This window comes from Paraburkholderia caribensis (genome assembly GCF_002902945.1).
Classification (GTDB): Bacteria; Pseudomonadota; Gammaproteobacteria; order Burkholderiales; family Burkholderiaceae; genus Paraburkholderia; species Paraburkholderia caribensis.
Window position 1 is genome coordinate 1676425 of sequence record NZ_CP026101.1, and the last position, 24924, is coordinate 1701348.

At 64.7% G+C, this 24924-nt stretch carries 18 protein-coding genes; 13 read left to right on the forward strand and 5 right to left on the reverse strand.

Annotated features, from left to right (window positions below; genetic code table 11):
• Positions 1 to 5 precede the first annotated feature (5 nt).
• The 7 genes from C2L66_RS07490 (at position 6) to C2L66_RS07520 (ending at position 11946) form a co-directional block, all read left to right on the forward strand.
• Positions 6 to 1508 (forward strand): heme oxygenase-like domain-containing protein, encoded by a 1503-nt coding sequence (locus C2L66_RS07490; RefSeq protein ID WP_060600991.1) that lies wholly within the window; start codon positions 6 to 8, stop codon positions 1506 to 1508.
• The gene (locus tag C2L66_RS07495; RefSeq protein WP_233444937.1) at positions 1498 to 2781 is read left to right on the forward strand and encodes an aspartate aminotransferase family protein; all 1284 of its coding nucleotides are present in this window, start codon (positions 1498 to 1500) and stop codon (positions 2779 to 2781) included. The genes C2L66_RS07490 and C2L66_RS07495 overlap by 11 nt, the downstream gene beginning before the upstream one ends.
• Positions 2778 to 3860 (forward strand): EamA family transporter RarD, encoded by a 1083-nt coding sequence (gene rarD / locus C2L66_RS07500; protein WP_060600985.1) that lies wholly within the window; start codon positions 2778 to 2780, stop codon positions 3858 to 3860. Before C2L66_RS07495 ends, rarD begins: the two co-directional genes overlap by 4 nt.
• 592 nt (positions 3861 to 4452) lie before the next feature.
• Complete coding sequence (locus tag C2L66_RS07505; RefSeq protein WP_060600983.1) at positions 4453 to 6771, forward strand: tellurite resistance TerB family protein; 2319 nt, start codon at positions 4453 to 4455, stop codon at positions 6769 to 6771.
• Positions 6768 to 8078 carry an ATP-binding protein gene (locus tag C2L66_RS07510; RefSeq protein ID WP_060600979.1) on the forward strand — a complete coding sequence of 437 codons (1311 nt, stop codon included), beginning with the start codon at positions 6768 to 6770 and terminating at the stop codon, positions 8076 to 8078. The genes C2L66_RS07505 and C2L66_RS07510 overlap by 4 nt, the downstream gene beginning before the upstream one ends.
• Positions 8050 to 10278: a DEAD/DEAH box helicase gene (locus C2L66_RS07515; protein WP_060600975.1), complete on the forward strand. Its 2229-nt coding sequence runs from the start codon at positions 8050 to 8052 to the stop codon at positions 10276 to 10278. The genes C2L66_RS07510 and C2L66_RS07515 overlap by 29 nt, the downstream gene beginning before the upstream one ends.
• A gap of 165 nt (positions 10279 to 10443) precedes the next feature.
• Positions 10444 to 11946 (forward strand): MDR family MFS transporter, encoded by a 1503-nt coding sequence (locus tag C2L66_RS07520; RefSeq protein WP_103323687.1) that lies wholly within the window; start codon positions 10444 to 10446, stop codon positions 11944 to 11946.
• Between the two features lie 45 nt (positions 11947 to 11991).
• Here the strand turns inward: C2L66_RS07520 and C2L66_RS07525 are convergent, their stop codons facing one another.
• Positions 11992 to 12921, reverse strand: coding sequence for a LysR family transcriptional regulator (locus C2L66_RS07525; protein ID WP_060600973.1), 930 nt, complete (start codon positions 12919 to 12921; stop codon positions 11992 to 11994).
• A gap of 130 nt (positions 12922 to 13051) precedes the next feature.
• Between C2L66_RS07525 and bla the strand changes: the two genes are divergently transcribed.
• From bla to ppk2, 4 genes are all read left to right on the forward strand, one after another.
• Positions 13052 to 13918, forward strand: a complete 867-nt coding sequence (gene bla / locus C2L66_RS07530; RefSeq protein ID WP_063803369.1) for a class A beta-lactamase — start codon at positions 13052 to 13054, stop codon at positions 13916 to 13918.
• Between the two features lie 54 nt (positions 13919 to 13972).
• Complete coding sequence (gene ampC / locus C2L66_RS07535; protein ID WP_409372588.1) at positions 13973 to 15112, forward strand: class C beta-lactamase; 1140 nt, start codon at positions 13973 to 13975, stop codon at positions 15110 to 15112.
• Between the two features lie 182 nt (positions 15113 to 15294).
• Entirely contained in the window at positions 15295 to 15516 is a 222-nt protein-coding gene (locus C2L66_RS07540) for a YdcH family protein (protein ID WP_060600964.1), read from the forward strand.
• Positions 15517 to 15708: 192 nt separating this feature from the next.
• Positions 15709 to 16758 (forward strand): polyphosphate kinase 2, encoded by a 1050-nt coding sequence (ppk2, locus tag C2L66_RS07545; protein WP_060600962.1) that lies wholly within the window; start codon positions 15709 to 15711, stop codon positions 16756 to 16758.
• A 64-nt stretch (positions 16759 to 16822) separates the two neighbouring features.
• Here ppk2 and C2L66_RS07550 read toward each other — a convergent pair whose 3' ends face one another.
• Genes C2L66_RS07550 through C2L66_RS07560 form a run of 3 tightly spaced genes read right to left on the reverse strand, consistent with a single transcriptional unit; the run spans position 16823 to position 20669 of the window.
• Positions 16823 to 17893 carry a serine hydrolase domain-containing protein gene (locus tag C2L66_RS07550; RefSeq protein ID WP_060600959.1) on the reverse strand — a complete coding sequence of 357 codons (1071 nt, stop codon included), beginning with the start codon at positions 17891 to 17893 and terminating at the stop codon, positions 16823 to 16825.
• A gap of 30 nt (positions 17894 to 17923) precedes the next feature.
• On the reverse strand, positions 17924 to 19237 hold the full coding sequence (locus C2L66_RS07555) for an MFS transporter (protein ID WP_060600956.1): 1314 nt from the start codon (positions 19235 to 19237) through the stop codon (positions 17924 to 17926).
• Between the two features lie 10 nt (positions 19238 to 19247).
• On the reverse strand, positions 19248 to 20669 hold the full coding sequence (locus C2L66_RS07560) for a M20 family metallopeptidase (RefSeq protein ID WP_060602680.1): 1422 nt from the start codon (positions 20667 to 20669) through the stop codon (positions 19248 to 19250).
• A gap of 133 nt (positions 20670 to 20802) precedes the next feature.
• Here C2L66_RS07560 and C2L66_RS07565 point away from each other — a divergent pair, with 133 nt between their 5' ends.
• Complete coding sequence (locus C2L66_RS07565; protein ID WP_054930522.1) at positions 20803 to 21708, forward strand: LysR family transcriptional regulator; 906 nt, start codon at positions 20803 to 20805, stop codon at positions 21706 to 21708.
• A gap of 51 nt (positions 21709 to 21759) precedes the next feature.
• On the opposite strand, the gene C2L66_RS07570 is transcribed toward C2L66_RS07565, so the two are convergent.
• Positions 21760 to 23136, reverse strand: coding sequence for a GntT/GntP/DsdX family permease (locus tag C2L66_RS07570; RefSeq protein WP_060600953.1), 1377 nt, complete (start codon positions 23134 to 23136; stop codon positions 21760 to 21762).
• A 551-nt stretch (positions 23137 to 23687) separates the two neighbouring features.
• Between C2L66_RS07570 and C2L66_RS07575 the strand changes: the two genes are divergently transcribed.
• Positions 23688 to 24827 (forward strand): porin, encoded by a 1140-nt coding sequence (locus C2L66_RS07575; RefSeq protein WP_054930520.1) that lies wholly within the window; start codon positions 23688 to 23690, stop codon positions 24825 to 24827.
• The last annotated feature ends 97 nt before the right edge of the window (positions 24828 to 24924 follow it).

The following is a 24924-nucleotide window of genomic DNA, read 5'->3' on the forward strand; positions in this document are numbered from 1 at the left end:
CCGTCATGGAACGCTGGGATATCGATCGATACAGACGGCCGGCGCTGGTGCCGTGCGAGCTGTCGGCGGGCATCGAGGGACTGACGATCGGCGTAGGTGACGATGCCGTCGACCTGTCCTTCGAAGGCGTCGGGCGCGACGAGGTGGCCGAGGTGGTCACGCAACTGATGCGGCCTTCATCCGATGTCTGGATGCGGCTCAACGAAGGCGCGTGCCCAGCGTGGATTCGCACCCTGACGGTGCAGCTGGATGCGCTGTCGCTGATCGAAGAGACGGATAGCGGCATCGACAGCGTCAGGTCGGATGCGCAGCATGCGATGGCGTTGTGTCGCGACGTCGCGAAGCGCCTCGCCGCTGTTGTCGGGCGCCGGCCTGGGATGTATCGGGAGGTGCTGGGCGTCGTCCATCATATGCTCACGAACGACGCCCCCAATCGCGACACGACGCCTGGCGCGTTCCCGTTTTCGGGCAAGGAGAGCGGGCCGTTCGCCGGCAACTTCGCGCTTCAGTCGCTTCATTTTCAGGTGGCGTATGCGCGGCAGAACGCGCCCGAACTCCTGCTCGCGTGGCAGCACATGCTCGGCGAAGTGTTCCGCCAGGCGGGCTGGCATCCAGCGGTAGCCATTCCGGACGATGCGCCGCTTCAACATTTGCACAGCGCCGCATCGCTCGATTCCCTCGATCTCGAAATGTATCTGCTGTCGTTCGCGCATTTCGTCGAGATCGCACCTTTGCGGGTCGGCAGGCGCATGACGTCGGCGGATACGGAGCGTTTGCGCGAACCCTGCAGCGGTCTCGCGCTCGCCGCCCGCGCGGAGCGCCTGTTGCTCGGCGCGCTCGATCGACTGGGCAGCAACGCGTTTGCTTCGGCCGTGCTCGCGAGCCGGGAAATCACGCCGCTCGTGAAGGGGCTGTACGTCGAGCAGTATCACGTGACCGACCGCTTCGTCGAAATACTTGGGCCGCTGCTGTCGCGCCGCCTCAAACGCAATCTGCGCGCGCGGCTCTTTCAGTACTTCCAGGAAGAGTACGGTCACGAAGCGTTCGAACTCGCCACCTGCGTCGCGCTCGGCATGAACGAAGCCGAGGTGCGCGCCTCCGTACCGCTGCCGCTGACCGCGCTCTATATCGACGCGTACACGGTTCTCGCGCATCGCCTGCCCACCGCCTTCTTTACGTCGATCATGGTCACGGAAGGTCTGCGCGACCAGCACAGCCCCGTTCACGAGCACATTGCCGGGCTGGTCGAAAGCGCGCTGCATGCGGGCGACATCGTCGCAAAGCACGGCGAGACGAACGACGAACTGAATCATCCGAGCCTGTCGCGCCTGTTCCTCGCCGACGTTGCGCACGTGAGCGCGGCGGAGCAGCGCTATAGCCTCGAAGCGGCGCTCTTCATGCTCGAAGTGAACATGCGGCAACTGGAGTCGGTCGCGTTCTTTTACGGCGATCAGACGCGGCTCCAGTTTCATGGGCTGCGCGAAGGCAGGAGGCCGCTTGAAATCTGACGACGCGCTCGACGAATCAGACCAACGCGGGGTTGAGCGCACTGAGCGCTTCGACTCCGTGAATCCCTATTGGGAAAGGTTCCTCGACGAAGCGGGCCTCGACATGACGGGCGCGCGCGGCGACGGCTGTTATGTCGAAACAGCCGACGGCCGCGTGTTGCTCGATTGCCTCGCGGGCTTTGGCACGGCGAATCTCGGGCACGCGCATGCGGCGCTGCTCGCGCGCTTTGCCGACGCGCTTCAGCGCACGTCGATAAACGTGTTTCCGTTCGAATGCGCCGAATCTCAACTCGCGCTCGCCAATAAATTACTCACGCTCAGCGGCCAGCGCTTCCAGAAAGTGTTCTTCGCGACCACGGGCGCGGAGGCCGTCGAAAGCGCCGTGAAATTCGCGATGACGAGCACGGGGCGCACCGACGTGGTCGCCTTCCGCGACAGCTTCCACGGCCTGTCGATGTTTTCGTCATTCATGACGGGCAATCCGTTCTGGACGGAAGGGCTGCGCTGGAGGCCGGGCAACGTCCATCACGTCGACGCGCAGAACTTCGCCGCGCTCGAAGACGTACTCGCAAGCCGCAAGATCGCCGCCGTCGTGTTCGAGCCGGTGGCGGGGTCGTCGGCGGCGCAGCACTGGACGGCGCACACCGCGTCGCGTCTCGCGGCGCTGTGCCGCGAGACCGGAACGAAGCTGATCGCCGACGAGGTGTATTGCGGCCTCGGCCGTACGGGCACCTGGTTCGGCATCGACACAATCGGCATGGACGCCAGGGCACCCGAGGCATCGGTCGCGCCCGACATGCTGGTCGTATCGAAAGGGTTGACGGGCGGGTTGGTGCCGCTGTCGGCCGTGCTGATGAACGACGGCGATTTCGACGCCGTGTTCGGCGCGCCCGGCAAGGCGAAAGTGCAGGGCTCGACCTTCGGCGGCAACCGGCTTGCGATGCAGTGCGGACTGATCGTGCTCGACCTCGTCGAACGCGGACGGCTCGTCGAGAACGCGGCTGCGATGGGCGCGCTGATCGGCGAGCGCATCGCAGCGCGTTTCGATTCGCGCGTGACCTTGCACGGCACGGGCCTTGCGCTCAGCCTCAGGCTCGACGCGCGCCTCGGCAGAAGCATGACCGACGTCTGGCTCGATCTGATCGACGGCGGCGTGCTGGCGATGCCGAATTCCGCCGCGCCGGATTCGCTGCGCCTGTCGCCGCCGCTGATTTTCGGCGTGGATGAAGTGGAAGTTCTGATCGACCGACTCGACGAGGCGCTACAGCCATGAATGCGAACAATCCGAAGCAGAAGGAGGGCGCCGGCTACGCTGCGCTGCTCGTGGCGCTCTGCTGGTGGGGCCTGATGCCGCTGTATTACTGGCATCTGAAGGCGGTGAGCGCGCCGGAGATGCTCGCGCATCGCGTGTTCTGGTCGTTCGTCGTGCTGTCGGCCGTGATTGCGCTCAAGCCCGCGCTACGGCAACAGATGGGCGACTGGCGATCGTTCGCGCTCGCGTTGTTGCCGGCGGTTTTGCTGTCCGCTAACTGGGTTGTGTACATCCTCGCGTCGGTGACGGGCAACGCGTTACAGGCGAGTCTCGGATACTTCCTGAATCCGCTGCTGTCGGCTGCGCTCGGCATTGTTTTTCTGAACGAGCGGCTTAACGGTCTGAAAGCGGCGGCACTGGCGCTCGGACTTGCAGGCACCTTCGTCCAGTGCTACGCGCACGGCGGGGTGCCCGTGTTCGCCGTGATGCTCACAGTCACATTCTCGCTGCTGGGGCTCACGCGCAAAGTGTGGCCGACGCGAAACGCGATCGTCAGCACGTGGCGCGAAACCGTCGTGATGATGCCGTTCGCGCTCGGCTATTTCGGCTATCTGAGCTCGCATCATGCGCTTGCGTTCACGTCGTTGGGCGTCGACGCGTCCGTGCTGATGATGCTGGCGGGGCCGCTGACCGTCGTGCCGCTCGCGCTCTACGCCTACGCGATGCCGCTGGTTTCGCTGACGGAATCGGCCGTGATGCAATACGCGACGCCGACCGTGACGTTCATCCTCGCGCTCACGGTCTTCCATGAACGGCTGACGACCGTCGATCTGACCGGCTATGGGTTGATCTGGTGCGGTCTCGCCCTCGCGACCTATGCGTCGGTCCGGCGCCGTCCGCTTGTGCTCGCCGTCGCCGCGCCAGGCACGGCGCAGGGAACGCAAAGTGTGCAGGGCGTGCAAGGTGCGAGCGTCGCGCCACAAAACGTGTCCATTCTGGCGCCGCACAAAAAGACGCCAGCTTCCGCTGGCGTGAATAGGTTCTGGCATTCCGAGGGCCGTCCAGAACCTGAGAGACGGTGCGAGAAGTCTGACGCATAAGGGCGTCGAAGACCGCGTTTCAGATTTCGGCGCGTTCGATCAGGAACTCCTGTGCGCGAAATGCATGTCGCCGAGTGTAACTCCAGTTCGCAAAATGAGCTTGCAAAATATGCGATTTAGTTGGGGTCAGATTGTTCGCTCGCGTACAAAGGCGTTTGTAAGAAAAGTCGTGACCTCAATTGTCTCGATGCGGCTTCCACGGGGCACGAGCGGCCATTTCTGCGCCGTCGGAGCGATCCTGAAAAAGAACATATAATCAAAGGTCGCGACCGCGCCGGGCAACGGATTCCCGGCGACGTGGACGGGAGAACAATGAGCCGCGGGCGAAGCAGTGTTGGGAGGGCGGGGTTGTCGTCATCGGCGTGTCGATGGGACTTGCCTTTCTTGCATCGGATGCGCGCGCAGGTCCGCCGTCCGATCGTTCTGGCGCCGGCTGGGTGGGCTGTCCCGTCTGGGCTGGCTTTCGTTGGTTCCCCTCAAGCTTGCATCGAAAGACACGTTGTGCGGCACGCAGCGTGCCGGCAAGCCATTGCGGTTCGTGTCGCCGTTTTCATCCGGATCTCACAGGGCTCCTGAGGAGCCAGGCAATTTCATGACAAGTTCTCCCGGCTCGTATGACGACGAGCCGCTGGTATCGATGGACATGGCGGGCTCAGCCGCCGACGCTTACCGCATCGGCCCCGCGCCGGGCGGCGCGCGGCCTGCTGCGCGCTCGTCCGCGCGCTTTGTCGTGCCTGGCGAAAGCATCGATATCCATGGCCTGACGGTCACGGGAGGCTTCTTCTACACGGGCGACGTGCAACGCCTGCACGCTGATTCGATCGAGGCATGCGTGATCGACGCACGCTTCGACGTCGCCCGCGACGGCGCGGACCCGGCAGCCGGGCTTGGCAGCGTGGCGCTCAGCTATGGCGGGCTCACGCCGGAGCAACGCCGCACGTATCTCGAATGGCTCGCCTCCGATCGCAAGAAATCGGACATCAACACCGGCTATCTGTTTTTCTACCTGTACGGCCTGGAGCGGCGCGTGCTCGTCGACGGCGCGGCGGGCAAGGTGGGCGGCGACGAGTTCGACGCGATCGCCAGAGAGTTGCGGCGTCTGCTCAATCTCGACGCGAACTACGGCTGGCAAAAGCACGTGCGCGCGCTTCTCGATGCGTTGTCGCTGGTGGCGTCGCGGCATACGCGGATGTATCTGCAGCCCGCGCCCGACGGGCTCGCGACGGGCTATCAGGTGCCGCTGAACGTGCGCGTCGCGTTCGGCCAGGCGGCGCTCGACCAGCATCCGTTGCCGGCCGGCTGGGCGCTCGCGTGGGTCAAGCTCGATCCCATGATGGTGCGGCGCACGGCCGTCGCGCGGTGCCCCGAGGAGTTCGACCGCGTGTTCATGCGGCAGTATCGCGACCGTTTCGGCGCCGGCATGATCTTGCCCGCGAACCGCACGAAGCTCGACGCGTCGCCGCAGCCGTCGTTCCGCGCATTGAAGAGCGTGCCCGTGCCGGGTTTTCTGGTCGGTCTGCCCGATATCGCCGCCGTGAACGGCACGCGCAACAAACTGCAACTGTTGATGCACGAGAGCGCCGCCGCGCTCGACGCGTACAGCCGCTATCTCGGCCGCTATCCGGAGGCGCAGGGCACGCTGGAAGCGACGCTGACGCTGCCGCCCGCCTTGTGGCCGCAGGCGACGCACGACGCGATCGCCGCGCTGGCCGCCGAAGTCGCGCGCGAGACGGCTGTCAGCACGTTCGGCGCGGTGCTGGCGCGCTTCGGCTCGGGCGGCAAGATGACGCGCGACAAGGCCGTGGTATTCACGACCGCGCTCGCGGAAGCGGGCATCGCCGTCGAACCCGATGTGCGGCTGGGCGCGCGCACGCCGAAGCCGACCGACGCGGTCGCGCTGTTCGCCGTCGCGCCCAGCGCGAACCCGCTTCCCGTCGACGATGCATACGATGTCGCGACGATCATCGTGGATCTCGCCGCGACGGTCGCGCGCGCGGACGGCGATGCGACCCAGCGCGAGACGGCCGTGATCGAATGGCAGATCGACCAGTGGCCGCACTTGTCCGATGCGCAGCGTGCGCGGCTGAAAGCGCGCAATCTCGCGCAACTCGCACAGCCGACGGCGAGCGCCGGCATGAAGAAGAAACTGGGACCGCTCGCGCACGACGTGAAGGCGACGATCGCCTCGTTTCTGGTGCACACCGCGAATGCCGATGGCGTCGTGTCGCGCGAAGAAGTGCGTTTGCTGGAGAAGGTGTACCGGATGCTCGGCATCGATCCGCAGCGCCTGTACACCGACCTGCATCAGCACGCGAGCGGCGCGGCCATCACGCCAGCGGGCGTGAAGCATGTCAGGAAGCCCGCACATGCGCCCAGGCCCGTCGCGGTGAAACACGAGTTTGTGCTCGACGCGACGCGCATCGCCGCGCTGAAGGAAGAGACGGCGCGTGTCTCTTCGATGCTGGCCGACGTGTTCGTCGAGGAAGCGCATGGGGCCGCCACGGCCGTGCACATCCACGAAACGGCGCAGTCGGCCGCTGTCGAGGAACGGGACATGCTTGCGGCACAGGCAACGGCCGCTGTGCATGACAAAGCGCTCGCCGAACAGTTTGCCGAAACGCCCGCGCCTGAATCGCAGGCAGAATCAGAATCGACGCTGCAAACGTCTGAAGCAAGCGGGCCGCTGCTCGGCCTCGACGACGCGCATTCGTCCTTCCTGCGCCTGCTCGTGACGCGCGGGTCGTGGACGCGCGCCGAACTCGCCGATGCCGCGTCGCATCTCGAACTGATGCTGGACGGCGCGATCGAACAGGTAAACGAGGCGTCGCTCGACCGTTGGGACGAGCCGCTCACGGACGGAGACGATCCCGTCGAAATCAATCAGGAAGTCGCACAAAGGTTGGCTGCATGACAACGATCCGCCCCAGGGACCGCGACGCGGTCCTGCAATCCCTGCGTGCCGGCGTGGTGCCGCGCATCGGGCAACATCTGATCCAGGTCGGGCGCGCGCACGAACTCGAAGCATTGCTGAAGGACATCGAGCGCGTTGCGGACGGCGGCTCGGCGTTCCGCATCGTGGTCGGCGAATACGGCGCGGGCAAGACATTCTTCCTCAACCTCGTGCGCGCCATCGCGCTCGAGAAAAAGCTCGTCACCGTTCATGCCGACCTGAATCCGGACCGGCGTCTGCATGCATCGGGCGGCCAGGCGCGCTCGCTGTACGCGGAGCTGGTGAAGAACATGGCGACGCGCACGAAGCCGGAAGGCGGCGCGCTGGCAGGCGTGGTCGAGAAGTTCATCGGCCAGGCGAAGACGGAAGCGAAGGCGACGGGCCGCACCAGCGACGAAGTGATCCGCGCGCAGCTGTCGCAACTGACCGAGATGGTCAACGGCTACGATTTCGCCGACGTGATCGCCGCTTACTGCCGCGGCTTCGAAGAAGGCAACGAGAAGCTCAAGAGCGATGCCGTGCGCTGGCTGCGCGGCGAGTTCACGACGCGCACCGACGCGCGCCAGGCGCTCGGCGTGCGCACCATCGTCGACGACGCGAGCATGTACGATCAACTGAAGCTGCTCGGACGTTTCGTGCGGCTCGCGGGCTATAGCGGACTGATGGTGTGTCTCGACGAGATGGTGAATCTCTACAAGCTCGCGAATGTGCAGGCGCGCAACGCGAACTACGAGCAGATCCTGCGTATCCTGAACGACTCGCTGCAAGGCACGGCGGAAGGGCTCGGTTTCGTGCTGGGCGGCACGCCCGAGTTTCTGCTCGACACGCGCCGCGGCCTCTATAGCTACGCCGCGCTGCAATCGCGGCTCGCGGAAAACGCCTTCGCGACCAATGGGCTCGTCGATTACAGCGGCCCCGTGATCCGCCTCGCCGCGCTCACGCCGGAAGACTTCTATGTGCTGCTCGACAAGCTGCGCATCGTCTACGCGTTCGGCGACGCGAGCAAGGCGCTCGTGCCCGAGGAAGCGATTCCCGCGTTCATGGCGCATTGCGCGACGCGGCTTGGCGAAGCCTATTTCCGGACTCCGCGCACGACGATCACCGCGTTCATCAATTTCCTCGCGGTGCTGGAGCAAAACCCATCGGCCGACTGGCGCGCGCTGATCGGCAGCATGGATATCGAGCGCGACACGGGCGGCGCGGCCGACATCGTCAACGACGCCGCTCCCGATAGCGACGATGAGCTTGCAAGCTTCCGGCTCAACTGAGTCGCGCAGCTTCGATCTGCTCGACGAGCGCATTCGCCGCTGGATCTGGCGCGAAGGCTGGACCGAGCTGCGCGACGCGCAGGAGCGGGCGGTGCCCGCGCTGATCGAGGCCGACCGCGACGTGATCATCGCTGCGGCGACGGCGGCAGGCAAGACGGAAGCCGCGTTCCTCCCGATTCTTTCGAACCTGCTGCGCGACACGCCGTGCAGCGGTTCGGTGCTGTACATCAGTCCGCTGAAGGCGCTGATCAACGATCAATGGTCGCGCCTCGACAACCTGTGCGATGCGCTGGAGATTCCCGTCACCGGCTGGCATGGCGATGTGTCGTCGGGACGCAAGCAGCGCTTCGTGAAGAAGCCGACGGGCGTGCTTTTGATCACGCCCGAGTCGCTCGAAGCGATGTTCGTCACGCGCGGCGCGTCGCTGGAAGCGACGTTTGGCGCGTTGCGCTACGTGGTCGTCGACGAGTTGCATGCGTTCATCGGCTCCGAGCGCGGCATGCAGTTGCAGTCGCTGATGCGGCGCGTCGATCGCGTGTGCGGGCGCAACGTGCCGCGGGTCGGTTTGTCGGCGACGCTCGGCGACATGCGCCTTGCCGCGGATTTTCTGCGCCCGCGCAAGGCGCAGGACGTGCAGATCATCGAGTCCGGCAGCACGGGCCAGGAACTGAAGATCCTGATCAAGGGCTATGTCGAAAAGCCGCCGCGCATCCAGTTCGAGCCGGGCATCGAGAATCCCGGCCTCGAAGACGTCGTGCCCGCCAGCACCGTCGAGGTCGCGAATCATATGGTCAAGGTGCTGCGCGGCTCGAACAATCTGATTTTTCCCAACAGCCGCCGGCAGGTCGAGCTCTACGCCGATCTGTTACGCCGCGCCTGCGAGCGCGATGGCTATCCGAACGAATTCTGGCCGCATCACGGCAGTCTGTCGAAAGAACTGCGCGAGCAGACCGAGCAGGCGCTGAAGGCGGGCGATCGCCCCGCGAGTGCTGTCTGCACGACGACGCTGGAACTCGGCATCGACATCGGCGCGGTGAAAAGCGTCGTGCAGGTGGGGGCGCCGCCGTCGGTGGCGAGCTTGCGGCAGCGGCTCGGACGTTCCGGGCGCCGCAAGGGCGAAGCCGCGATTCTGCGCTGCTATGACGTGGAAGCGGAAGTGCACAGCGGTTCCGATCTGTCGGACCGGCTGCGCGAGAGCCTCGTGCAATCGGTGGCGATGGTGAACCTGCTGCTGCGCGGCTGGTTCGAGCCGCCGCGCGAGCGCGGCATGCATCCTTCGACGCTCGTGCAGCAGATTCTGTCGATCATCGCCGAACGCGGCGGCGCGAGCGCGGGCGAGCTGTGGGACACGCTGGTGGCGACAGGCCCGTTCGGCACGGTCGACAAGCCGACGTTCGCCGCGATCCTGCGCGGCCTCGGCACGAAGGATCTGCTGGTGCAGGAAGCGGGCGGCTTGCTGCTGCATGGCGTGGCGGGCGAGCGCCTCGTCAATCACTACGAGTTCTACGCATCGTTCTCGACCGACGACGAATTTCGCATTGTCGCGGGCGCGAAGGTGCTCGGCTCGGTGCCCGTGTCGCGTCCGCTGTCGCCGGGACAGGGGCTCGTGTTCGGCGGTCAGCGCTGGCGCGTGCAGGATGTCGATGCGGGCAAAAAGACCGTGTACGTGATGCCCGATCAGGGCGGCGTGCCGCCCGTGTTCGACGGCGGCGGCTCGCTCGTGCATGACGAGGTGCGGCGCGAGATGTTCAATGTGCTGAAGGATGGCGCGCCCGTCGTGTTTCTCGATACCACGGGCCGCGAGCTACTCGAAGAGGCACGCCGGTACTTCGCGTCGAACGAACTGGCCACGCGCTCCGTGTTCACGCACGGCGGCAGTACGGTGCTCGCGACATGGTCCGGCGACTGGATCAACGATGCCCTCGTCGTGCTGCTGCGCGCCGAAGGACTCGACGCATGGAATCAGGGGCCGATAGTCAGCGTGCGGGTAGCCGGTTCAGTGAAGGATGCGCTGCAACGCATCGCCGCGCTGACGCCCTCGCAGACCAAGGAGGCACTGCGCGCGATCGGCAACATCGACAACGAGAAATGGGACTGGACCTTGCCCGACGACGTGAAGCGCGACGCGTACGCATCGCTGCGGCTCGACATCCCGGGCGCACAGGCCCTGGCGCGGCGGCTCGCGACAGCGTGCGAATGACGCCCGCGAGCACGGGCGCAGCCAGGATGCGCGCACAATCCGAGTGCAGGCAGCGCAATTAAGCGGTAGCATACATTTCTTTGCGCGCTTCGCCCCGGCTCGCCTGGAGCATCCTGTTTCAGCGAGCTTTCGACGTTCCAGCGCCGCACACAACTACATCCCCCCATGTCGACTCATCCTCAGACGAAGCGTCATCTCGTCATCACGGCGGTGATGGCATCGATGGCGATGGTGGCCATCGAGGCCACCATCGTCTCGACGGCCATGCCGCAGATCGTCACCCAGCTAGGCGGCCTGCGTCTTTACAGTTGGGTTTTCTCGTCGTTCCTGCTGGCGCAAACGGCAATGACCGTCGTGTTCGGCAAGCTTGCCGACCTGTACGGCCGCAAGCCGACCGTGCTGGTGGGGATCGTGATCTTCCTGATCGGCTCGCTCGGCGCGGGCTTCGCGTGGTCGATGCCCGCGATGATCGTGTTCCGGCTGATTCAGGGCGTGGGCGCGGGCGCGATCCAGCCCGTCACGCTGACCATCGTCGGCGATCTGTATCCGGCTCGCGAGCGCGGCAAGATTCAGGGCTATCTCGCAAGCGTCTGGGCAATCTCGGCGGTGATCGGTCCGATGGCGGGCGGTCTTCTGATCCGCGATCTGTCGTGGTCGTGGATTTTCTGGATCAACGTGCCGATCGGCATTCTGGCCGCGTTTGGGTTTATCCAATACCTGCATGAAGAGAAGCGCCATCAACGGCCGTCGATCGACATCATGGGCGCGGTGCTGTTCACCATCGCAATCGGCGCGCTGATGATGGCGCTCACGGATGCAGGCTCGGAAAACGACGCACGGGCGCTGTTCGAAGTCGCGCTGTTCGTCGTGTCCTCCGCGCTGTTCGTGTGGCATGAACGGCGCGTGCCGGAGCCGATGATCTCGTTCAAGTTGTGGAGCCATCGTCCCATTGCCGCGTGCAATGCGGCGACCGTGCTGTCGGGCATGGCGTTGATGGGCCTGACCACCTTTCTGCCGATGTACGTGCAGGGCGTGCTGCATCAGTCGCCCGTGGTCGCGGGTCTCGCGCTGACGATGGTGATGCTCGGCTGGCCGTCGGGCGCGACCTTCACCGCGAGATCGTTTCACCGGCTCGGGCTGCGGCGCACGATGGTCGGCGGCAGCTTCTTCCTGCCGCTTGGCGCGATTGCGTTTGCGTTGCTGCAACCGGACGGCTCGCCCGTGCTCGCGGGCGTCGGTTCGCTCGTGATGGGGCTGGGCATGGGGATCGTGAGCGTCAGTTCGCTGATCCTGATCCAGGAGATCGTGCAGCCGCTCGAACGCGGCTCCGCGACGGCATCGAACCTGTTCTCGCGCAATCTGGGCAGCACGCTCGGCGCGGCGATTTTCGGTGCGGTGCTGAACTTCGGGTTGAGCCATTACAAGGGCATGGCGATCACGTCGGACCAGTTGCGCTCGCTGCTGGACGCGACGCCCAACGCCGCGCAAGCCGCGATCTCGAGCAACGACATGGTGCGCGCGGCGCTGCATCACTCGCTGCATCTGACGTTCCTGTCGATCTTCGTGATCTGCGTGGGCGCGGTGCTGTCGGTGATGATGGTGCCGCACATCAAGCTCGGCGGACAGCCGCGCGACAGATCCGTCGCTGAACATCTGACGGAGATGTGATGTATCCCGGGGCCACGCGTGCCGCCGTTGCGGCGACACGCGTGCTCATTGCGCCGGGGCAGGCGTCTTTCCGAAGCCCGGTTCGCCGGGCGCATCGCCGCTCGCCGCGCCTTCATCCACTTCCTTCACGATCCACAGACTGAACGCACGCATCGCGGGCGTTGCAGGTTTTGCCTTTTGCCAGGTGAGCCAGTAGCTGCCCGCGTGCACGTCGATATCGAACGGACGCGCGAGACGTCCCATCGACAGATCGCGTTCGAACATCGAAGCGGGCGCGAGCGCGACGCCCGCGCCTTGCATGGCCGCTTCGACCATCAGCCGCGACGAATCGAACACGGGGCCGCGCACGGGACGCGGCGCAAGGCCCGCTGCCGCGAACCAGTTTGCCCAGTCGTCGGCGCGATACGAGCGCAGCAGCTTTTCACCGGCGAGATCGGCGGGCGTCTGCAGGCGTTGCGCGATCTCCGGCGTGCACAGCAACGAAAGCGGCGCATCGAACAGCTTCTGCGCCCGCGAGCCGGGCCAGGTGCCGTCGCCGAAACGGATCGCGAAGTCGAGGCCTTCGGCGGCGAGATCGACGAGATTGTTGTTGGTCAGCAGACGCAACTCGATGAACGGATGCGCGTCGTGAAACGCCTTCAGGCGCGGCATCAGCCAGCCGACCGCGAACGTCCCGACCGCGCCGACCGTCAGCACCTCATGAAAATGCCCGCCTTCGAACTGCCGCAACACGGCCTCGATGCGGTCGAACGCGTCGCTGAGCACGGGGCGCAGCGCGAGTCCTTCATCGGTGATTGCGAGGCCGCGCGGCAGGCGCTTGAAGAGCGTCGCGCCGAGGCGCTCTTCGAGCATGCGCACCTGCTGGCTGACGGCCGCCTGCGTGACGTTCAGTTCGACTGCGGCGCGCGTGAAGCTCAAATGCCGGGCCGACGATTCGAAGGCGCGCAGCGCGTTCAGCGGGAGATACGGTCGCATGTTCGAGTCATTAGAAATTCTGGGGCATCGAGCAATTTATCATCGTTTGTCAGCCGGCTGCGAAAACGCGATAGTGGCGGCACTTCAAGGAGGAGCAATGGTCACGAGGCGGACATTCACATTCACGTTGATGGGCAGTGGGTTAGCTGGCGTTGCGGCTCATGCGTTCGGCGCGGCGGCGTCGGCGTCACGCGGAACGCCGCACACGAGCGATCTGGCGCGACAACTTGCCCGGATCGAAGCGCAAGCGGGCGGGCGGCTGGGCGTCGCCATACTCGATACGGCAAGTTCGAAGCCGCAGGGCTGGCGCATGCACGAGCGCTTTCCGATGTGCAGCACGTTCAAGTTCCTGCTCGCGTCGGCGGTGCTGGTGCGCAAGGACCAAGGCAAAGAACAGCTTGGGCGCAAGATCGTCTATGCGAAGGAGGTCGTGGTGGCGAATTCGCCCGTCAGCGGGCCGCGCGCAGGCGGCGACGGCATGACAGTCGGCGAATTGTGCGAAGCGACCATCACGCGCAGCGACAACACGGCTGCCAATCTGCTGCTCGATAGCATCGGGGGCCCGGCGGCGCTGACGGCCTTTGCACGCAGTATCGGCGATCGGGTCACGCGGCTCGACCGCAACGAGCCGACGCTCAACGAAGCGACGCAAGGCGATCCACGCGATACGACCACGCCCGCCGCGATGCTCGCCGACCTGCGTGCGCTGTTGCTCGGCGAGCATTTGTCCGCTGCGTCGCGCGAGCAGCTCACGGCCTGGCTCGCGGCCAACAAGACGGGCGACACGCGGCTGCGCGCGGGCTTGCCGAAGGCCTGGCGCGTCGGCGACAAGACGGGCACGGGCGAGCGGGGTACCTCGAACGATATCGCCGTCGTCTGGCCCGAAGGGCGGGCGCCGGTTCTGGTCGTGGCATATCTGACGGGCGCCACTCAAGCTACCGCGACGCAGCGCGACGCGGCGATCGCGCAGGTCGGAGCGCTGGTTGCGAACATCTGAAAGAGAGGAAACGAAGCGATGAAGTCCGGTACGGTGAGCGCGCGGGTTGCAGTCATGCTCTGCGCGATGTGGATGACCTCGGGTGCGGGCCATGCGGCCGAGGCGGCGCAAGACAAGCTGAAACGCGCGGTCGACGCGGCCATCCAGCCGCTGATGACGAAAGACCAGGTTCCGGGCATGGCCGTCGGCGTGATCGTCGACGGCAGGGCGGTCGTGTTCAACTACGGCGTGGCATCGACGGAAACGGGCAAGCCCGTCACCGACTCAACGTTGTTCGAACTCGGCTCGGTCAGCAAGACGTTCACGGCCACGTTGACGTCGTGGGCGCAGGTCGACAACCGCCTGTCGTTGACCGACAGCGTCGCGAAGTATCTTCCTACGCTGCGCGGCACGCAGTTCGGCAACGTGAGCCTGCTCAATCTCGGCACCCATACGCCGGGCGGTCTGCCCTTGCAGGTGCCCGACGACATCGGCAACGACGCTCAGATGATCCGCTGGTTCGCGGCCTGGCATCCCGCTCATGCGCCGGGTACGGTCCGCACGTATGCGAACCCCGGCATCGGCGCGCTGGGCATGATCACGGCAAAGAGCATGGGACAGGATTTCACCGCGCTGATCGAGCGGCGGCTTTTTCCTGCGCTCGGCCTCAAGAACAGTTTCATCGACGTTCCTGCCAGTAGAGCGCCCGACTACGCGCAAGGCTATACGAAGACGGGCAAACCGATCCGCATGGCAGGCGGTGAGTTTGCGCCGGAGGCCTACGGCGTGAAATCGACGGCCGCCGACATGCTGCGCTTCATCGAAGCGAACATGAAGCAGGTCAAGCTCGACGCGCAACTGCAACGTGCGATCACCGACACGCATACGGGCTACTTCCAGGCAGGCCCGATGACGCAGGATCTGATCTGGGAGCAATATCCGTATCCCGTTTCGCTGGACGCGCTGATGGAAGGCAACGCGCCCGCGATGGCGCTCGATGCCACGCCCGTCACGAAGATCGAGCCGCCGCAAGCGCCGAAAGACGACGTATGGATCAACAAGACGGGCTCGACCAACGGTTTCGGTTCTTACGTGGCGTTCGTGCCGGCGAGGCGCATGGGCATCGTGATTCTCGGCAACCGGAACTTCCCGATCGCGGACCGGGTCGAGGCGGCGCACCGCATTCTGACGTCGCTGGATGGCGGCGGACAGTGACGGATGAACGGTACCGTCAACCGCAGGATGGCGCGTGACTTGACGCAGATCATGCGCGGCTTTCCGGCCGTGAACCGTGCGACCACATGACACAGTAATTAGCCATCCGTACTAGTTGCGAACCATCGTCGCGGTGCGAGAATGAACGCAAGCGTTTCACTTTGACCGTACGAGGAGGTGCCATGTTTCCTGAGTATCGCGATCTGATCGCGCGTCTTAAGCAAGAAGACGCGCATTTCGCCCGGCTTTTCGAGCGCCACAACGAACTGGATCATCAGGTTCACAACATGGAGACGGGCGTCGTGCACGGTGACAGCCACAGCATCGAAGTCCTCAAGAAAGAGAAGCTGCGGCTCAAGGACAGTTTGTACACCATCATCAGGCGGGCGGACGCATCCGCGTGACGTGCATGACGCCACGGTCTGCGTGCCGGGCGCAGCGATATCGCGCCTCAGGCGGGCCGTTCGAAAAAACAGAATAAACGGGAGGTCATCACGTTGACCGGGCAACAAGACAATTCAAGCGTTCAGGCGCAAGCGGCATCATCGCCTGTCTCCACTGCCAGGCAGCCGGATGCGCGCGGTGCTGCGCGACAGGTGTCGCGTGGCGACGTGATTCCGGGGCGCACCGCGAAGTCGGCGGAACTCGCGCAAACCAGTCACGCCGTCGGCGCCGCTAACGATCTGCTCGCAAACACGGTGCAGTCGCTGATCGAGACGGGCGCAGTCCTAGATGGGGAGACGGCGCTCGATTCACTGAAGACGCTGATGGACGGCATGTCCGCCGACGAGGTCAGCGCGCTGCGCAGCTTGCTGCTGGAAGGCAACCCCGCGGCATGGAGGCCCACCCGCAACCGTCATCCCGATGACGAACTCTCGCCCGCATGGCGCGAAGGCGGTTATCCGTATCTGAACCTGATGTCGCGCAAGGCATACGAGAAGCAGAAGTACCGCTTGCAGGTGGAGTTGCTGAAGTTGCAGGCCTGGGTGCGCGAAACAGGGCAACGCGTGATCATCCTGTTCGAAGGGCGCGACGCGGCAGGCAAGGGCGGGACCATCAAGCGCTTCATGGAGCACCTGAACCCGCGCGGCGCGCGCGTGGTCGCACTCGAAAAGCCGACGGAACAGGAGCGCGGACAGTGGTATTTCCAGCGCTACGTACAGCATCTGCCGACAGCGGGCGAGATCGTCCTGTTCGACCGCTCCTGGTACAACCGCGCGGGCGTCGAGCGGGTGATGGGTTTCTGCACGCCTGACGAATACGCAGACTTCATGCAGCAGGTGCCGGCGTTCGAGCGGCATCTCGCGCAGAGCGGCATCCACATCGTGAAGTTCTGGTTTTCGGTGAGCCGCGAGGAGCAGGTACGGCGTTTCAAGGAACGCAAGGTGCATCCGCTCAAGCAATGGAAGCTCAGCCCCGTCGATCTCGCGTCGCTGGACAAATGGGATGAGTACACGCAAGCCAAGGAGGCGATGTTCGCGCACACCGACACGGCCGACACGCCATGGACTGTCGTGCGTTCCGATTGCAAGAAGCGAGCGCGGCTCAATGCGATGCGCTTCGTGCTGCATAAGCTGCCTTATGCGAATCGCGAGCTCGCCGTGATCGGCCCCGTGGACCCGATGATCGTCGGGCGGGCGCTCTAGCGCATCCCGGTGCAGCGAACGCAAAGCGCGCCGCAGGCGGCGCGCTTTCGCATGTCACCGTCCGCTACCGCGAACAGACCTTATCGATGGCATTCAGCATCTTGCCGAAGAACGCATCCGCGAATTGCGAATCGAGCCAGCGCACGATCAACGCGATGCGCCGCTCCGGCTCGATCCACATGAACGAACTGCCCGCGCCGACGCCGAAGTAACTCGTTTCCGGCACGCCCGGAAACACGCGGCGCCCCGTGTTGAGCCACACCAGATAGCCGTAGTACGGCGCGAGCGCGCAGGGCGTTTGCATCCGTGCAATCCATTGCGCCGACAGCACGCGGCGTCCGTTCGCCATGCCGCCGTCGAGCAGCATCTGCGCGACTTTCAGCTGATCGTTCGCGCTCACCGACATGCCGCCGCCCCAGTGCGAGCCGCCCGGCACCGATTGCACGCGCGTGCCGTCGATGTCGATCCACGCGTCGTCATAGCCGACCCATTGCCAGTTCTCGCTGGCGCCGACCGGCCGCATGATGGCCTCGCGAAACACCTCGGGCAAAGGCTTGCCGAACAGATGCAGCAGCGCGAGCGACAGCTGGTTGATGCGCACGTCGTTGTATTCCCAGTACGTGCCGGGCGGCTGCAATGGGCGCAGCTCGCCCTTGTTGCCGTTGGGCGGCTCACCGAACGTCACGGCGCGATAGTGATCGGCCTGATCGGCCAGGCTGAAGCACTTGCCTTGCCATTCGCTCGTCTGCTGCAACAGCTGCGTCCAGGTGATGGGCGCGTTGTGCGGATCGTCGAAGCCGATACCGGGTACGCGCACGCGCACCGGCTCGTCGGGATCGGGCAGCAGGCCGCGATCGTGCGCGACGCCTGCCAGTATCGCGAGATAGGTCTTCGCGATACTGAACGTCAGGTCGGCGCGATCCGGCTCGCCCCAGCTCGCGAGCAGCCGGCCGTCGACAGCCACCGCGCCCGATACCGGTCCGCGGTCATGGATCGGTCCGAGCAACCGGTTCCACGGCGGCGGATCGTTCACATGCACGCCGAACTTGCCGTCGGCGTGGCGATCCCACGACGATTCGTGGTCGATCGAAAACTGGATGGCCTCGCGGATTTCCTGCGGCAAATCGTGTTGCATAGATGCGTGTTCCTTGCAGATGGATTCGACTCAATGTGCGTTCAGCCGCGCCCGTGCCCAGACCAGCGTCAGCAGGCTCACGACGGCGGCCATCATCAGATAGAGACCCGGCGCGAGGTTGTTGCCCGTCACGGCGATCAGCGACGCAACCGCCAGCGGCGTGAAGCCGCCAAAAATCGTCGTACCGATGTTGTAGCCGAACGCCATGCCCGTGGTGCGTGTGCGGGGCGGGAAAAGCTCGCCCATCAGCGCGGGAATCGGCGCGAAGTACGTGGCCTTCAGCAGCGCGACCCACGTGACGGCGGCGAGCAGTGTCGGCAGCGAAGGGTGCGCGTTCATGAACATGAACGCCGGATAGACAGTCAGGAAAAACAGCGCGCCCGCGCCGAGCATGATGCGCGTGCGGCCCACCTTGTCCGACCAGTGCCCGACGATGGGCGTGAGCACCGTCACGACCAGCCCCGCGATCAGCGTCGCGATGAAGCCCGACGAAGGCGCCAGACCGAGTTGCCGCGACGCGTAGGTCGGCATGTAGAGAATCATGTAATTGGCCGTGGTGGTCAGCACCAGCGCGCCGATCGACGCCAGCACGCGCGACTTCTGCGTCGCGAGCATCTCGCGCACGGGGGAATGGGCTTTTTCGATGCGCTCGAATTCGGGCGTCTCGTCGATGCGCCGGCGAATGTACAGCCCGACAGGGCCAATCAGCATGCCGAACAGGAACGGAATGCGCCAGCCCCAGCCTTCCAGTTGCGGTTGCGTCAACATGCCTGTGAGCACTGCGCCGAACGCCGACGCGAGCAGCGTGCTGGCGCCCTGGCTGGAGAACTGCCAGCTCGACATGAAGCCGCTGCGCTCCGGCGCGTGTTCGATCAGGAACGCCGTCGAGCTGCCGAACTCCCCGCCCGCCGAAAAGCCTTGCAACAACCTCGACGCGAAAATGCCGATCGGCGCGAGCAATCCGATCGACGCGTAGGTGGGCATCAGCGCGACCATTCCGGTGCCGAGCGTCATCATCGCGATCGACAGCGTCAGCGACGCCTTGCGGCCCTTGCGGTCGCTATACGAGCCGAGCACGAGCGCGCCGATGGGCCGTGCGAGATAGGACAGCGCGAACGTGCCGAGCGTGAGCAGCAGCGAAATCGTCGCGTCATGCGCGGGAAAGAACAGTTTCGACAGCGTGGTCGCGAAGTAGCCGTAGGCGATCAGGTCGTAGAACTCGAGCGCATTGCCGATCGATGTCGCGATGATCAGGCGCGAGACGCGCTTGCCCGGGACGGGCGGCGAAACCACTTCGTGTGACGGATGACCCGGATGGTGCGCGGTGACGGAATCCATGTTCATTGCGACTTCCTTATGCAAGGGTTGTCGAAGCAAGCGGTGCGGGATTGGTTGCGTGGCTGTCCTGCGTGCCCAGATCCCAGAAGAGTCCAGCCATGATGCGAAGTCCGTCGCGCACGACGGGGCCCAGCAGATGCTCGTTCGGCGCGTGCTGCGAGCAGCCGGGATACGAGTGCGGCACCCATAGCGTCGGCATGCCGAGCACGTCGGCGAAGACGTCGTTGGGTAGCGTGCCGCCGAGGTTCGGCAGCAGCACGGGTTCGTCGCCTGTCGTCTGACGCAGCGAGCGCAGCGCCCACTGCACCCACGCGTTGTCGGGATCGACGCGGGTCGCGGGCGCGCCGCGCTCCACCTTCAGCTCGACCATGCCGAAGCCGTGCCTGTCCAGATGTTCGCGGACGACGGGTTCCAGCTGCTGCCAGTCGGTGCCGACCACGAAGCGGATCTGCATGAACGCGACGGCCGACGGCGGAATCGCATTGACGGGCTTGTCGGGGTTGCCGGTGCGAAACGCGAGCACTTCGAGGTTGTTCCAGCCGAACACGCGCTCGGTGGGCGTGAGGCCAGGCTCGCCGTAGTCGGTATCGACGGTAGGTTCGCCGGGATTGCCGCCGACGGCGATGCCGGCGAGTGCGCGGCGCACGGAGTCGGGAATGGGCGGCGGACGCAGCCCTTCGACGAGTATCTTGCCGTTCGCATCGACCATCGACGCAATCGCGTTGGCGAGCACGACGCCTGGATTGCGCAGCAGCCCGCCCCAGTTGCCCGAATGATGGCCGCCTTCACGCAGCGTCAGTTCGAGCTTGAAATTGACGAGGCCGCGCGAGCCGAGAAAGAGCGTCGGACGATGCGCGGACAGGCGCGGGCCGTCGGAGGCGATCAGCACATCGGCGGCGAGTTCGTCGCGCCGTTGCGTGCACAGTGCGTGCAGACCTGGCGAGCCGACTTCCTCGCCCGTTTCGAACAGCAGTTTCAGGTTGAAGCCGAGCTTGCCGCCGCGCACGTCGAGCACGGCTTTCAGTGCGGCGAGATTGATGCTGTGCTGGCCTTTGTTGTCGGCGGTGCCGCGGCCGTACCAGCGTTCGCCGTCGACGGTGACGTCCCACGGCGTGAGGCCGTCGCGCCACTGCGCGTCGTAGCCGCGCACGACGTCGCCGTGGCCGTAGCTGAGCACCGTGGGCAGGGCATCGTCTTCGTGGCGATGCGCGATGAGGAACGGGCCCGCACCCTTCGCCGGGTTGTCGACGACGCGGCAGGTGAAGCCCCATTGGGTGAGGAGCGGCGTCAGTTCGTCGTCGAGATAGCCGCGCAGGCGTGCGCCGCTGTCGGCTTCCTGGCTTTCCGTGCGATATGCGACGCGGCGGCGCAGATCGTTGAGGAAGCGGCCGGAGTCGTATTGGCCGGCTGCGTTTTGAATGGCGATTTCACGAGTCAATGGGTGATCTCCTGCTTCTCGCGCGGCAGCGCGCACATCCGTGGGGTAGTAGTCGAATCGATCGTGCCGTCGCCGATATTTCTGCACAATTACAATATTTGCCACGAATCGTTGCCGGAACGGCAAAGCGGCCATGGACAACACAGCACTGCGTTACTTTCTGGAAGTGGCCCGCAGCGGGTCGCTGAGCAAGGCATCGGAGCGGCTCTTCGTCGCCGTGTCGGCGCTGAGCCGGCAGATCGGCAAGCTCGAGGAGGAACTCGGCACGCCGTTATTCGAGCGGCGTCCGCGCGGCATGGTGCTGAGCGATGCGGGACGGCTGCTGGCCGACTACGCGCGGCGCAGCGTGCTGGAAACCGAGCGTGTGATCGGCGAGATTCGCGGACTGGCCGAGGAGGGCCGGGCGACGATCCGCGTCGCCAGTTCCGAAGGCGTCGCGCCGCATTTTCTGCCGCAGGTGTTCGCGCATTTCCTGAAAACGTATCCGTCGACGCATTTTCAGCTCGACGTCTCCGCGCCTTCCGTGGCGACACAGCGGGTGAGGGAAGGGACGACCGATATCGCCGTGTGTTTCAGCCTGGCGCCGGAGAAGGAGATCAATGTGCACTATTCGCAGCGCGCGCCGATTTTCGCGCTGGTGCGGCGCGGGCATCCGCTGGCGGCGCGCGAGTCGGTGTCGTTGAAGGATCTCATGCCATGGCCGCTCGCCATGGACAACCAGGGCGTGACGATCCGGCAGTTGTTCGATATTTCATGCAGCCTCGAAGGGCTGATCTTCGAGCCGGTGTTCGTCAGCAACTATCACGCCGCGCTGCAGAGCTTCGTGCGGCACACGGATGCCGTCACGCTGACGGGCTATCTGACGGTGCGCAGCCGGCTCGACGTCGACGGATTGGCCGCGGTGCCGATTACGAATGCGGAATTGCATCAGCGCACGCTCCAGGTTCAGACCATGGCGGGCCGCACGCTGCCGCATACGATGCAGGTGTTTCTCGATCTGTTGATGCGGGCGATCGAAGAGCCGGAGGTGGTGGATTGAGCACGCTGTCGTAGCAGGTGTTGAGCTGGCGTAGCGAACGCTGAGGTCTCTTTAGCCCAACACGCCCCACAACACCAGCGTCCCCACCAGCCCCACCACCGAAACGATAGTCTGCAGAATCGACCAGACGAACACCGTCTGCTTCAGTTGCAGTCCGAAGTATTCGCGGACCATCCAGAAGCCCGCGTCGTTGACGTGGCAGAAGAACACCGAACCCGCGCCGATGGCGAGCGCCATCAACGAATTGTGCGTCGCTGACAGCCCTGCGACGACAGGCGCCACGATGCCCGCTGTCGTCGTGGTGGCGACCGTGGCCGAGCCCGTCGCCTGACGCAGCGCGACGGCGATCAGCCACGCGAGCAACAGCAGCGGCATGTGCGCGCCGACGGCAATCTTGCCGATCGTGGTGCTGATGCCGGCGGCGACGAGCGTCTGTTTCAGACCGCCGCCCGCGCCGATCGTCAGCAGCAGCGCCGCGATGGGCGGCAGGCTCTTGCGCAAGATGCCGCCGACGCGATCGCGCGACATGCCGCGCGACCAGCCGAGCGCGACGATCGCGAAAATCACCGTCAGGCCGAGTGCGATGATCGGCTCGCCGAGAAAGTCGAGCGTGTCGAACAACAGCGTGTCCTTTGCAAGCGCGAGTTTCGCCACCGTGCGGCCGAGCATCAGCACGACGGGCATCAGAATCGTCACCAGCGATATGGTGAAGCCGGGCAGTTCGGTTTGCGTCGACCCGGCGCGAAACAGCTTGCCCATTTCCTCCGGTTCGGCGATCCGCATGCGCTTGGACAGCGCGATGCCATAGAGCGGCCCCGCGAGGATCACGGCGGGAATCGCGACGATCAGCCCGAGGCCGAGCGTGATGCCGAGATCGGCATGCAGCGCGCTCACCGCGATCAGCGGACCCGGATGCGGCGGCAATAGCGCGTGCAGCGTGGTCATGCCGGCGAGCGCGGGAATCGCGATACGCAGGATCGGCTGCTGCGAGCGGCGTGCCATCACGAAGATGATGGGCACCATCATCACGAGACCCACTTCGAAGAACAGCGGCAAGCCGATGATGATCGCGACGAGCGCCATCAACCAGGGCAGGCGGCGTGGGGTGGAATGTTCGAGGATCGTCGACACGAGCCGGTCGGCCGCGCCCGAATCGGCCATCAGCGCGCCCAGCATCGCGCCGAGCGCAATGATGATGCCGACGTCGCCTAGCAGCGCGCCTGCGCCTTTGCTGAACGAGCTGGCGACGACGTCGAGCGGAAGCTGCGCGGCGAAGCCCGCAGCGAATGTGCCGATCAGGATCGACAGGAACGGCGCGAGCTTGAGCGCGCTGATGAAGACGATGATCAGCGCAAGGCCGAGCGCGCACGAGAGAACGAGGCGTGTGTCGTGGGCGGACCACGGGGTCAGGGCGGCAGTGAGATGCACGGGATGTCTCTTTCTGTTCGAGCGTAGGTGATGTGTTGGAGGAGCCGAAGGTGCGTGCTGGAAGCGCGGCGGGTGGCGCAGCGCGAGCGATGGTAACAGCGGCTGCTTTCAGATGCCTGCTGGCGGGCAAAGGTGAGATGCGTGCAATGCCCGGCTGCCAGTTAAAAATCAATACATGGACTTATCAATTATTTATCGATAGATTTAGACAGCGATGAAATGCGGCAATCGGATTGCATTTTCTTACCATTATAAGAATGGGAAAGATAAATGTACCGGTTACAGCTTGCAGCTTTAACAGTCGACCCCATAAAATCCGCAGGCCTGTATTCCGGGAACAGCTAGAATTGGGCACTTGGGGCGCATTCGCGAGAGGGATGCGCCCCATTTCACATGAAGTACTGCATCATAAAAATTACGGACGCCATTACAGGGAAGATTGGGAAAGCATTTAAATGGTGGTTTAAACGCAACGACAAAGTCGCAAAACCGATTCAATCAGATATTCTCCGCGCCACGATAGCATTCGTTATCGGGAAAATGGAGAAAAGATGAAAAAGCTCGTACTCTCGACCCTCTCGCTCGCGTTGTTCGGCACGGCCGGTGCCGCGCACGCTCAGAATTCAGTCACGCTCTACGGCCTGCTCGACACGGGCCTGACGTACTCCAGCAATTCTGGCGGTCATAGCAACATCCAGCAGGCCAGCGGCATCCTGAACGGCAACCGTTGGGGCCTGCGCGGCTCGGAAGATCTCGGCAACGGTCTGAAGGCGATCTTCACTCTGGAAAGCGGCTTCAATCTGTCGACGGGCAACATGGGCCAGAACAGCCGCCTGTTCGGCCGTCAGGCATTCGTCGGGCTCTCGAGCAACCAGTACGGTTCCGTCACGCTCGGCCGCCAGTACGACAATCTCGTCGACAATCTGGGCCCGCTCGCGCTGAACGGCACACAATACGGCGGCACGCTCGCCTCGCACCCGTACGACAACGACAATCTGAACAACTCGTTCCGCGTCAGCAACTCGGTCAAGTATCAGAGCGTCGATTACGCAGGCTTCAAGGTCGGCGCGATGTACGGCTTCTCGAACGAAGCGGACGGCTTCGCGGACAACCGTGCGTATAGCGTCGGCGCGACGTACACGTTCGGCGGCCTGAAGGTTGCGGCGGCTTACCTGCAACTGAACGGCGCAGGCACGAGCAACTCGAGCGGCGCCGTCAGCAGCGACGCGACCTTCACGGCTTCGCGTCAACGCACGTACGGCGCAGGCGTCAGCTATGCGTTCGGCCCGGCTAACGTCGGCTTTGTGTTCACGCAGACGCAGCTCGCGAATGCGACGTCGATCGGCGCATCGGCGTCGGGCACGTCGAGCGGCTTCACGCTGAACGGCAACGGCGCGCACTTCACCAACTTCGAAGTGAACGGCCGTTACGCGCTCACGCCGGCATGGACGCTGTCGGGTGCGTACACGTACACCGATGCAAGCCTGCAAGGCGTCGATCCGAAGTACCACCAGGTCACGCTGCAAACGGATTACGCACTGTCCAAGCGCACTGACGTGTATGCCGAAGCGGCGTATCAGCATGTCGGCAGCACGGGCAATTCGGGCATTACCGCGCATATCGTCGGCGTGAGCGCTTCGTCGTCGGATTCGCAAGTAGTCGGCACCGTCGGCATCCGTCACCGCTTCTAAGGCTGCTTCTAAGGCCGCTTTTAAGGCCGATTTAAGGTCGCTTCGAAGCGGCAACGTCCAGGCGAGACTTGCCGCGCGCGCCGCACGCGACGCCGTG

Coding starts and splice junctions, on each gene's coding strand:
- C2L66_RS07555 (WP_060600956.1), bottom strand. CDS start 19,237: ATGAACATGGATTCCGTCACCGCGCACCATCCGGGTCATCCGTCACAC.
- C2L66_RS07565 (WP_054930522.1), top strand. CDS start 20,803: ATGGACAACACAGCACTGCGTTACTTTCTGGAAGTGGCCCGCAGCGGG.
- C2L66_RS07575 (WP_054930520.1), top strand. CDS start 23,688: ATGAAAAAGCTCGTACTCTCGACCCTCTCGCTCGCGTTGTTCGGCACG.
- ampC (WP_409372588.1), top strand. CDS start 13,973: ATGCTCTGCGCGATGTGGATGACCTCGGGTGCGGGCCATGCGGCCGAG.
- C2L66_RS07490 (WP_060600991.1), top strand. CDS start 6: ATGGAACGCTGGGATATCGATCGATACAGACGGCCGGCGCTGGTGCCG.
- C2L66_RS07525 (WP_060600973.1), bottom strand. CDS start 12,921: ATGCGACCGTATCTCCCGCTGAACGCGCTGCGCGCCTTCGAATCGTCG.
- C2L66_RS07520 (WP_103323687.1), top strand. CDS start 10,444: ATGTCGACTCATCCTCAGACGAAGCGTCATCTCGTCATCACGGCGGTG.
- C2L66_RS07510 (WP_060600979.1), top strand. CDS start 6,768: ATGACAACGATCCGCCCCAGGGACCGCGACGCGGTCCTGCAATCCCTG.
- C2L66_RS07515 (WP_060600975.1), top strand. CDS start 8,050: ATGAGCTTGCAAGCTTCCGGCTCAACTGAGTCGCGCAGCTTCGATCTG.
- C2L66_RS07550 (WP_060600959.1), bottom strand. CDS start 17,893: ATGCAACACGATTTGCCGCAGGAAATCCGCGAGGCCATCCAGTTTTCG.
- C2L66_RS07540 (WP_060600964.1), top strand. CDS start 15,295: ATGTTTCCTGAGTATCGCGATCTGATCGCGCGTCTTAAGCAAGAAGAC.
- bla (WP_063803369.1), top strand. CDS start 13,052: ATGGGCAGTGGGTTAGCTGGCGTTGCGGCTCATGCGTTCGGCGCGGCG.
- rarD (WP_060600985.1), top strand. CDS start 2,778: ATGAATGCGAACAATCCGAAGCAGAAGGAGGGCGCCGGCTACGCTGCG.
- C2L66_RS07505 (WP_060600983.1), top strand. CDS start 4,453: ATGACAAGTTCTCCCGGCTCGTATGACGACGAGCCGCTGGTATCGATG.